Origin of the sequence: Pseudomonas sp. NPDC088885 (genome assembly GCF_044750025.1) — a bacterium.
Taxonomy (GTDB): domain Bacteria; phylum Pseudomonadota; class Gammaproteobacteria; order Pseudomonadales; family Pseudomonadaceae; genus Aquipseudomonas; species Aquipseudomonas rustica.
This window is the reverse complement of sequence record NZ_JBIVJB010000128.1, coordinates 1-9711: the sequence shown is the minus strand read 5'-3', so window position 1 is coordinate 9711 and position 9711 is coordinate 1. Positions and strand designations below refer to the sequence as shown.

General features: G+C 59.4%; 7 protein-coding genes and 2 tRNA genes. 4 read left to right on the top strand and 5 right to left on the bottom strand.

Annotated features, from left to right (window positions below; all coding sequences use genetic code 11):
* Together ACIP1X_RS26200 and ACIP1X_RS26195 are read left to right on the top strand one after the other, a co-directional pair.
* Positions 1 to 363: adenylosuccinate synthetase (locus ACIP1X_RS26200; RefSeq protein WP_400755730.1), on the top strand; the 363-nt coding region annotated here is incomplete at its 5' end.
* Positions 364 to 502: 139 nt separating this feature from the next.
* On the top strand, positions 503 to 2437 hold the full coding sequence (locus ACIP1X_RS26195) for a methyl-accepting chemotaxis protein (RefSeq protein ID WP_159815251.1): 1935 nt from the start codon (positions 503 to 505) through the stop codon (positions 2435 to 2437).
* Positions 2438 to 2546: 109 nt separating this feature from the next.
* Here the strand turns inward: ACIP1X_RS26195 and ACIP1X_RS26190 are convergent, their stop codons facing one another.
* The 4 genes from ACIP1X_RS26190 to ACIP1X_RS26175 form a co-directional block, all read right to left on the bottom strand.
* Entirely contained in the window at positions 2547 to 4112 is a 1566-nt protein-coding gene (locus ACIP1X_RS26190; RefSeq protein ID WP_400755729.1) for an ABC transporter permease, read from the bottom strand.
* Positions 4112 to 5122: an extracellular solute-binding protein gene (locus tag ACIP1X_RS26185; protein WP_282356812.1), complete on the bottom strand. Its 1011-nt coding sequence runs from the start codon at positions 5120 to 5122 to the stop codon at positions 4112 to 4114. The genes ACIP1X_RS26190 and ACIP1X_RS26185 overlap by 1 nt, the downstream gene beginning before the upstream one ends.
* A gap of 290 nt (positions 5123 to 5412) precedes the next feature.
* Positions 5413 to 5499: transfer RNA gene (locus ACIP1X_RS26180), tRNA-Leu, on the bottom strand.
* A gap of 181 nt (positions 5500 to 5680) precedes the next feature.
* Positions 5681 to 5767: transfer RNA gene (locus tag ACIP1X_RS26175), tRNA-Leu, on the bottom strand.
* Positions 5768 to 5992: 225 nt separating this feature from the next.
* Between ACIP1X_RS26175 and rnr the strand changes: the two genes are divergently transcribed.
* Together rnr and rlmB are read left to right on the top strand one after the other, a co-directional pair.
* Positions 5993 to 8623, top strand: a complete 2631-nt coding sequence (gene rnr, locus ACIP1X_RS26170; RefSeq protein WP_400755728.1) for a ribonuclease R — start codon at positions 5993 to 5995, stop codon at positions 8621 to 8623.
* Entirely contained in the window at positions 8620 to 9384 is a 765-nt protein-coding gene (gene rlmB, locus ACIP1X_RS26165; RefSeq protein WP_008078316.1) for a 23S rRNA (guanosine(2251)-2'-O)-methyltransferase RlmB, read from the top strand. Before rnr ends, rlmB begins: the two co-directional genes overlap by 4 nt.
* A 117-nt stretch (positions 9385 to 9501) precedes the next feature.
* On the opposite strand, the gene ACIP1X_RS26160 is transcribed toward rlmB, so the two are convergent.
* A partial coding sequence (locus ACIP1X_RS26160; protein ID WP_400755727.1) for a hypothetical protein occupies positions 9502 to 9711 on the bottom strand: 210 nt, incomplete at its 5' end.

The window sequence follows — 9711 nt, the reverse complement described above, 5'->3', positions numbered from 1 at the left end:
TGGTTCGACGCCGTTATCCTGCGTCGCGCTATCGATGTGAACAGCATCTCGGGCATCTGCCTGACCAAGCTGGACGTACTCGACGGTCTGGAAACCATCAACATCTGCGTCGGCTACAAAGACGCGCAAGGCAACGCCGTTGCTCCGACCGACGCTGACAGCTACGTAGGCCTGCAGCCTGTGTACGAAGAAGTGCCGGGCTGGACTGAATCGACCGTGGGTGCCAAAACCCTGGAAGAGCTGCCGGCTAACGCTCGTGCCTACATCAAGCGCGTTGAAGAGTTGATCGGCGCACCGATCGACATTATTTCGACGGGCCCGGATCGCAACGAAACCATCGTTCTGCGTCATCCGTTTGCTTGATAAGTCGTTGATGTAAAAAACAAAGGCCCCTTAATCGGGGCCTTTGTCGTTTATGCCTGTCGGACGGCATGACCTTTGCTGTGAAACTTCCTACAAGAGTGCCATCAAATTAATGGCGTCAGAAGTAGAGGTATTCACAGTGTCGGCCGTTCTCTCACTGTTACAAAGCCGTTTGTTGCGCCCGGTATTCGTTACCCTTGGTATCGCCCTTTTGGTGCAAGTGCTGGTGGCCGTCGCCCTGACACGGAGCACCGTCACGGCGCTGGAAGCCGATCTGGCCGTGCGCCTAGGTGCCGACAGCCAGAAACTCTCTGGTGAACTAGAGCAGGCCGGACGTGAAGTCACGTCGAGCCTGGACAACCTTTCCAGCAGCACCCGCCAGCGCTTGACCGCCGGTTTGTCCACGCGTCTGAAGGATGAGCAGGCGCAGTTGCGTGCGACCCTGGAAAAAGACCTCAAGGACTCGGCCAATGACATGGCGCAACTGCTCGCCTCCGTTGCGCCGCGCGCGATGTGGGACAGCGACGTGCCGACCCTCTCCGAGTTCGCTCGTCGTGCCCAGCGCAATCCCAATGTGCTGTTTGTGGTGTACGACGATGCCACCGGCCAGCACCTGACCCGTTATCTCAACCGCGAAAACCCGATCAACAAAGCCTTGCTGGAAAAAGGCCAAGGCGAGCGTGCGCTGGATAAGGTGCTGGATGCGGCGAAGAACGATCCGTCGGTTTACTACCTTGAAGCCTCGATCAATCCCAACGGCGTGGAAATCGGCAAGGTGCTGATGGGCGTTTCCACGGCGTCGGTGGAAACCGATCTGGCCGCGCTGGATAAACGCTTCTCGGCGCTGATCGCCAGCAGTGATCAACTGGTCGGCGACAGTCTTCAAGGTGCTGCCGCCGATAGCGCAAAAGCCATGCAGGCGCGTCTGCAATCGGCGCAATCCACCGCTGCTGAAATGAAAGCCAATACCGCCAGCACCGTGCAAGAAGCCGCGGCGACGCTGCGCTGGAGAATCGGTCTGGGCCTGGCGCTGGTCGGCTGCGGCGTGCTGCTGTTGCTGGCCGTGGTGTTGGGCCATCGCGTGGTCAATCGCCTGAAGATGCTCAATGCCGCGATGGATGATCTGGCAGCGGGCGAGGGCGATCTGACCAAGCGGGTGCAGATCAACAGCAAGGACGAAATCGGCGACATGGCTTCGGCGGTCAATCGCTTTGTCGATAAGTTGCAGCCGATCGTGCGCGAGGCGGGCGATGTCGCCCAGCGTACCGGCGTGGAAATCGGCGCGATGACTCTGCGCAATGCTGGTGCCGATGCGGCGGCCGGGATGCAGCGTGATGAAGTGGCGGAGAGTCTGCGCGCACTGTCGCAAATGGCCGACGAGGCGCAGTCGGAAAGCCATGCGATGCAGGCGGCGTTGAAGCAGGTGGTGGATATTCGTCAGGCTACCGACGAAAACACTCGCACGTCGGCCAAGGTCGGCGGCTTGATTGAGGCGTTGGCGGGACAGGTCGACACTGGAGCGAAAGTCATCCAGCGACTGGCGCAGCAGAGTGAACAGATTGAAGTGGTGCTGACGGTGATCCACGGGATCGCCGAGCAGACCAATTTGCTGGCACTGAACGCGGCCATTGAAGCAGCGCGCGCGGGTGAAACCGGGCGTGGGTTCGCCGTAGTGGCGGATGAGGTGCGTGCGTTGGCGAGCAAGACGCAAAGCTCTACCGGCGATATTCAGGCGCACATTGTTGCTTTGCAGCAGGGTGCGCGTGAGGCGGTCGAGGCGATTGGTCAGGCCGGGCGTCAGGCTAGCGAAGGCTTGCTGGTGTTGCGCGACAGTGCGCGGTTGCAGCAATCGGTGCAGGCCTCGGTTGAGCAGGTGCATGCGGCGATTGGTCTGGCGACGCAGGCAGCGGCGCATCAGGCGCAGGGTGCGCAGGCGGTGCGTGGGCGGGTAGAGACGATTCATGCGCAGGCCGAGAAAGCGGCGCAGGCGGTAGTGGAAACCACGGCGAGTGGCAAGGTGCTGGATGGTTTGGCTGCGCAGTTGAAGGCGAGTCTGGGGCAGTTCAGGGCTTAGCGTTGGCTGGGAGGGCCTCTTCGCGAGCAGGCTCGCTCCCACATTTGATCGCATTCCTCTGATGGGACTTGGTCAAAATGTGGGAGCGAGCCTGCTCGCGAAAGCGGTATCAGCGGCTCAGATACATCCGCGTCGTCAGCAGATACACCGGCAACCCGGACACCAAAATCAACAACGCCGCATAAGGCGCCGCCGCCGCAAACTCAACATTCGCGGTATGCGCCCACACCTCGGTCGCCAGCGTGTTAAGCCCGGTCGGACTCAACAGCAACGTCGCCGTCAATTCCTTCATCGCATCGAGAAACACCAGCGCAAACGCCGCGCCCAATGCCGGGAAAATAATCGGCAACGTTACCCGGCAAAACGCCGTGAACGACGAAGCGCCCAGCGTGCGGGCAGCCTCTTCAAGCTGCGGTGCAGCCTTGTTCAGTGCAGTACGAATCGGTGCCTGCGCCAGCGGCAGAAACAGCAGCGCATAAGCAATCAGCAACAACCCCGAAGTCTGGTACAGCGCCGGCACGTAATGCAGGGCGAAATACACCAGCGTCAGCGCAATCACCAGGCCCGGCAGCGCGTGCAACAGGTACGGCAGACGCTCAGCCCAAATCGCCAATTGGCCTTTGTAACGCACCACCAGCAAACCCACCGGCACTGCCAGCACCAGGCACAACGCCGCGCCGCCCAGCGACAACGCCAGCGACGACAGCAGCGCTTCGGTGATCGCCGCCACCGGAAAGGCTGCCGACGATCCGACCGCCAGCCAGTACGCCAGCATGCCCAGCGGAATCCCGCTGCCGACAATCGCCAGCGCCAGACAATACAACTGACCCAGCGAAGCCCAGCGACCCAATCGAACTTGCTCCGCCTGACGCGCCGCGCCTTGCCCGGTGCGCACATGCCGGCCTTTGCCACGCACGCGCAGTTCCAGCCACAACAGCAACAGACACAGCGCCAGCAGCACCGCAGAAAGCATCGCCGCGTTGGCGTTACTGAATTCCAGTTCGAACTGTTGATAGATCGCCGTGGTGAAGGTTTGCAGGCCGATGATCGACAGCGCGCCGAACTCCACCAACATGTGCAAGGCAATCAGCAGCGAACCGGCCAGCAGCGACGGCCAGAGCAGCGGCAGGGTGACGCGGAAAAACACCCCCCAGCGATTCTGCCCGAGGGTGCGCGCGGATTCTTCAAGGGATGGATCGAGATTGCGCAGGGTTGCCGCTACCGGCAGAAAGATCAGCGGATACTTCGACAAGCTCATCACCAGAATCGCCCCGCCGAGCCCTTCGAACTGCGCACTCAAGGAGACCCAGGTGAAGCTGCTGACAAACGCCGGCACCGCGAACGGCAGGCACAGAATCACGCCCCACAGGCGCCGCCCCGGCAGATTGCTGCGTTCCAGCAGCCACGCCAGCGACAGACCGATAACGCCGCAGGTAATCGTCACGCCAACCATCAATGCCAGCGTATTGCGCAGCAGGCCGAACACGTACGGGCGCCACAGCAAGTGCAGCGCCTCGGCCCAGCCGGCCTGCCAGGCTTTCAGTCCGACGTAGGCGAGCGGCAAAAGGCTGAGCACCACCAGCAGCAACACTGGCAGCACCAGCCAGATCGACGGCCGCTTACGCTTTGGTACGTAACCCCCGCGCGCGGCGGGGGCGGATAACGATGCGGCCATCAGTTCAAGCCAACTTCACGTTCCAGTTCCAGCGCTTCCTCGGCATTGCCCAGATCGGCCGGCGTTACGTTCGGCGCTTCCAGTTCGCTGAACGGCTTGAGCCCGCGATCCGATTCCATGCCTTTGTGTAGCGGGTATTCGGCGGTGGTCTGAGTGATCACGCGCTGACCTTCTTCGCTGGCCATGTAGGCGAGGAATTGCTGGGCTTCTTTTGGATGCTTGCTGGATTTCAGCACGGCAGCACTGGATACGGTGATCAAGCCACCGACATCGCCGCCGGTGAAGTAATGCAGTTTCGAGTCGAGTTGGCCTTTCTCGCGCTGCAGGGCGAACCAGTAGTAGTTGTTCACCAGCACGGTAGCGACTTCGCCGTTTTCCACAGCTTTCAGGGCAACCATGTTGTTGCTGTAGGTTTTGCCGAATGCGCGCAGGCCAGTCAGCCATTCTTCGGCAGCGTCACGACCGTGCAGCTTGATGATCGCTACGGCCTGTTCCTGGAACGCACCGCTGGTTGGCACGAAACCGACTTTGCCTTGCCACTTCGGATCGGAGAATTCCATCACCGATTTCGGCAGGTCTTTTTCATCGACCAGTTTCGGGTTGTAGGCAACTACGCGAACGCGCGCTGTGACGCCGATCCAGGTGCCGTTGCCGGCCACATATTTTTCCGGAAGCACAGCCAAAGTGGCGTCATCGGTTTTCGCCAGCAGGCCGAGTTCGCCGAGATTATTCAGCGGCGGCGATTCTTCGGTGTAGATCACGTCGGCGGGGGAGCGGTCGCCTTCTTCGATGACCTGGCTGGCGAGCTGATTGCTGCTGCCTTTGCGGACATTGACGTGAATGCCGGTCTTGGCTTCGAAGGCTTTGGCGATCGCGTCGCCGACCTCCTTGTGCTGGCCGTTATAGAGAGTCAGGGAAACCGCATCGGCAGCCTGGGTGAGGGGAGTGGCGAGCGCCAGGCCGAGAAGGGTGAAGGTCAGGCCTCGGCGCAGGGTATTTCGAAACGTCATTCGCAGGGTTCCTCACTGTCGCATTGCAAAAACTTGCAACAATGATAAACGATATTGTTTCTCAAGTGCGCCTTGCGAGAGGCAGCCAGCTCTGATACGACGTCTGCGTTGAACCGTAGGAGCTGCCGAAGGCTGCGATCTTTTGATCTTGCTCTTTGGAAAAACAAGATCAAAAGATCGCAGCCTTCGGCAGCTCCTACAGGGCATTGTGAATTTCCGGAAGCCAGAAACGCAAAAACCCGCTTTCGCGGGTTTTTGTGAAATCCAAGACCGTAACCTTGAATTTGAATTGGTGCCCAGAAGAAGACTCGAACTTCCACGACCTTGCGGTCACCAGCACCTGAAGCTGGCGTGTCTACCAATTTCACCATCTGGGCAATCATCGCTAGCGTTGCCGCTGTTGATGTGGCGCACTATACGGAGCGCTTTTTAATCTGTAAACCCCTGATTTAATTTTAATAAATCGGTTTTAACAAAAGCGTTCCTTAGAATGCAAAAAACCCGCTTTCGCGGGTTTTTGTGTGAGTCTTGAAACTGATCTAGTCTCAAACTCTAAATTGGTGCCCAGAAGAAGACTCGAACTTCCACGACCTTGCGGTCACCAGCACCTGAAGCTGGCGTGTCTACCAATTTCACCATCTGGGCAGTATCGGCAACGCTGTGCGTCGTCGATGGCGCGCACTATACGGAGCGTCTTTTTAACTGTAAACCCCTCTCAGCAAAAAACATGATTTTTTTTACCGGCGGTGGTCAAAACGGCTTTCAAGCAACGCTACAGCCCCGGATACGCGCCTTATAGAAGCGGAAATTTCCCGTTTCATGGCGCCTATGCCAAACTAACCCGCATATAGACAAGGTGAAAACTCTCTAATGGCCGATTGGCAGTCCCTCGATCCCGAGGCCGCTCGTGAAGCGGAAAAATATGAAAACCCTATTCCTAGCCGCGAACTGATCCTGGCGCACCTCGCCGATCGGGGTTCGCCTGCTGCCCGCGAGCAACTGGTCGAAGAGTTTGGTCTGACCACAGAAGACCAGATCGAAGCCCTGCGCCGCCGCCTGCGCGCCATGGAGCGCGACGCTCAACTGATCTACACCCGCCGCGGCACGTACGCGCCGGTCGACAAGCTCGACCTGATCCTCGGTCGCATTAGCGGTCACCGTGACGGTTTCGGCTTCCTGGTGCCGGACGACGGCAGCGACGACCTGTTCATGAGCCCGTCGCAGATGCGTCTGGTGTTTGACGGTGACCGTGCGCTGGCCCGTGTTTCCGGTCTTGACCGTCGCGGTCGCCGCGAAGGCGTGATCGTCGAAGTTGTTTCGCGTGCTCACGAAACCATCGTCGGTCGCTACTTCGAAGAAGGCGGCATCGGTTTTGTCGTTGCCGACAATCCGAAGATCCAGCAAGAAGTGCTGGTCACGCCGGGCCGTAACGCCAACGCGCAGATCGGTCAGTTCGTCGAGGTGAAAATCACCCACTGGCCAACGCCGCGCTTCCAGCCGCAAGGCGATGTGGTCGAAGTGGTCGGCAACTACATGGCGCCGGGCATGGAAATCGATGTTGCCCTGCGCACCTACGACATTCCGCACGTCTGGCCTGAAGCTGTCCTGAAAGAAGCGGCCAAGCTCAAGCCTGAAGTCGAAGAGAAAGACAAAGAGAAGCGCGTTGACCTGCGCCATCTGCCGTTCGTCACCATCGACGGCGAAGATGCCCGCGACTTCGACGATGCGGTTTATTGCGAAGCCAAACCGGGCAAGCTGCGCCTGTTCTCCGGCGGCTGGAAGTTGTACGTGGCGATTGCCGACGTTTCCAGCTACGTGAAAATCGGTTCGGCGCTGGACAACGAAGCGCAAGTGCGCGGCAACTCGGTGTACTTCCCCGAGCGTGTCGTGCCGATGCTGCCTGAGCAACTGTCCAACGGCCTCTGCTCGCTGAACCCGCACGTCGATCGTCTGGCCATGGTTTGCGAGATGACCATCTCCAAATCTGGCGAAATGACTGACTACTGCTTCTATGAAGCAGTGATCCATTCCCACGCTCGTCTGACGTACAACAAAGTCAGCGCGATGCTGGAAACGCCGAAAGTCACCGAGGCGCGTCAGCTTCGCGGTGAGTACAACGACGTTCTGCCGCACCTCAAGCAGCTTTATGCGCTGTACAAGGTGCTGCTGGCTGCTCGTCACGTACGTGGCGCGATCGATTTCGAAACGCAGGAAACCCGAATCATCTTCGGTACCGAGCGCAAGATTGCCGAAATCCGTCCGACCACCCGTAACGATGCGCACAAGCTGATCGAAGAATGCATGCTGGCGGCCAACGTGGCCACCGCCGAATTCCTCAAGAAGCACGAAATTCCTGCGCTGTACCGCGTCCACGACGGCCCGCCACCGGAGCGTCTGGAAAAACTGCGTGCCTTCCTTGGCGAACTCGGCCTGTCCCTGCATAAAGGCAAGGACGGCCCGTCGCCGAAGGACTACCAGGCATTGCTGGCGAGCATCAAGGATCGTCCGGATTTCCACCTGATCCAGACCGTGATGCTGCGTTCGCTGAGCCAAGCGGTGTACAGCGCTGACAATCAGGGCCACTTCGGCCTGAATTACGAAGCCTATACCCACTTCACTTCGCCGATCCGTCGTTACCCGGATTTGCTCACGCACCGCGCAATCCGCAGCGTGATCCATTCGAAACAGGACACCCCGCACGTTCGCCGTGCCGGTGCGATGACCATTCCGAAGGCGCGCATCTATCCGTACGACGAAGCGGCGCTTGAGCAACTCGGCGAGCAGTGCTCGATGAGCGAGCGCCGTGCCGACGAAGCGACCCGCGACGTGGTGAACTGGCTCAAGTGCGAGTTCATGAAGGATCGCGTGGGCGAGTCGTTCCCGGGTGTGATCACTGCGGTGACCGGTTTTGGTCTGTTCGTCGAACTGACTGATATCTACGTCGAAGGCCTGGTGCACGTCACCGCGCTGCCGGGCGATTACTACCACTTCGATCCTGTGCATCACCGCTTGGCGGGCGAGCGCACCGGTCGTAGCTTCCGTCTCGGCGATACCGTTGAAGTGCGCGTCATGCGCGTTGACCTCGACGAGCGCAAGATCGACTTCGAGATGGCCGAAAAAACCATCAGCGCGCCGATCGGTCGCAAAAAGCGTGGTGCTGAAACTGCTGCGCCAGCCGCGAAGGAAAAAGCCGAAGCGGCTCCTGCAAAAACCGCAGGTCGCCGTCCAGCGAAAGAGAAAGCTCCCGAAGCCTATCGTCCAAGCGACGCTGTGGCGAAAAACGCCGAGCTGCGTAAAAGCCGTGAAATGAAGAAGGCTCTGCTTTCCGACGCCAAAAACGGTGGTAAAGCGGCGCCTGGGGGAAAGACCGGGCGGTCGGCGCCTGAAAAGGCCTCCGGCGGCAAGCCAGCAAAACCGAGCAAACATCGTAAAGGCCCGCCAAAAGCGGGTTCTGCTCCAGCCAAAAGTGGCGGGGCACGTAAACCGAAGGCGAAGTCATGAGTCAGTTGGAAAAAATCTACGGCGTTCACGCGGTAGAAGCGTTGCTGCGTCACCACCCGAAGCGCGTCAAGCAGATCTGGCTGGCGGAAAGCCGCAACGATCCGCGCGTGCAGACCTTGGTTGAGCTGGCCAACGAGAATCGTGTCCAGGTTGGTCAGGCCGAGCGCCGTGAAATGGACGCCTGGGTTGAAGGCGTTCACCAAGGCGTGGTCGCGGAAGTCAGCCCGAGCCAGGTCTGGGGCGAAGCGATGCTCGACGAGCTGCTCGATCGCACTGACGGCGCACCGTTGCTGCTGGTGCTCGACGGCGTGACCGATCCGCACAACCTCGGCGCCTGCCTGCGTTCCGCCGATGCGGCGGGTGCGCTGGCGGTGATCGTGCCGAAAGACAAGTCGGCAACCTTGACTCCGGTGGTGCGTAAAGTCGCTTGCGGCGCGGCGGAAGTGATTCCGTTGGTCGCTGTAACCAACCTGGCGCGTACGCTGGAAAAGCTTCAGCAGCGCGGTCTGTGGGTTGTCGGCACGGCAGGCGAAGCTGAAGTCAGCATCTACGACCAGGATCTGACGGGCCCGACCATTCTGATCATGGGCGCCGAAGGCAAAGGCATGCGTCGCCTGACCCGCGAACACTGCGACTATCTGGTGAAACTGCCGATGGCCGGTAGCGTCAGCAGCCTCAACGTCTCGGTCGCGACGGGCGTCTGCCTGTTTGAAGCCCAGCGTCAGCGCGGCGTAAAAGCCAAGCCTGCTGCCAAGAAATAAGCCCCCTGTAGGAGCTGCCGCAGGCTGCGATCTTTTGATCTTGTCTTTAAAAACAAAATCAAAAGATCGCAGCCTTCGGCAGCTCCTACAGGTGTTCTTTGGTGATTGTTCAAATAATCACCAATTGCCTTGCACCTCTTCTGTCCCTTCTCTACAATTGCGCCCCTTGCTGTGACGGCAGGCACGCATGTGCCCCGCGCCAGCAAGTCCATAAGTGTCATTCACTCCTTGTCTGACCGTTTTTGAGCGGCAGGCTACAACCCGTAAGGAGCATTCATGCGTCATTACGAAATCATCTTTTTGGTCCACCCGGATCAAAGCGAGCAA